This is a genomic window from Gemella haemolysans (assembly GCF_028308085.1).
GTDB lineage: Bacteria > Bacillota > Bacilli > Staphylococcales > Gemellaceae > Gemella > Gemella haemolysans_D.
On sequence record NZ_JAQMFS010000007.1, the window covers coordinates 1 to 230 of the forward strand.

General features: G+C 42.6%; 1 protein-coding gene. It reads left to right on the top strand.

Annotation, left to right across the window (positions count from 1 at the left end; translation table 11 throughout):
* The coding region (locus PNO30_RS00200) for a DUF1542 domain-containing protein (protein WP_271986688.1) at window positions 1-230 on the top strand (230 nt) is incomplete at both ends.

Below are 230 nucleotides of genomic sequence, written 5' to 3' on the forward strand. Positions count from 1 at the left end.
GAAAGCTGATGCGAAAGCAAAAGCAGATGCAGCAAAACAAGCGATAGATAACGTGACAACAAATGATGCAGTAACTCAAGCTAAAAATGACGGAGCAACATCAGTCGATTCAGTAAATCCAACAGCACAAGCTAAGCCAGCAGCGAAGAAAGCAATAGAAGATGCGCTTAAAGCTAAAAACGACGCAATTGACGCCCGTACAGACTTAACAGATGAAGAGAAAACTGCAG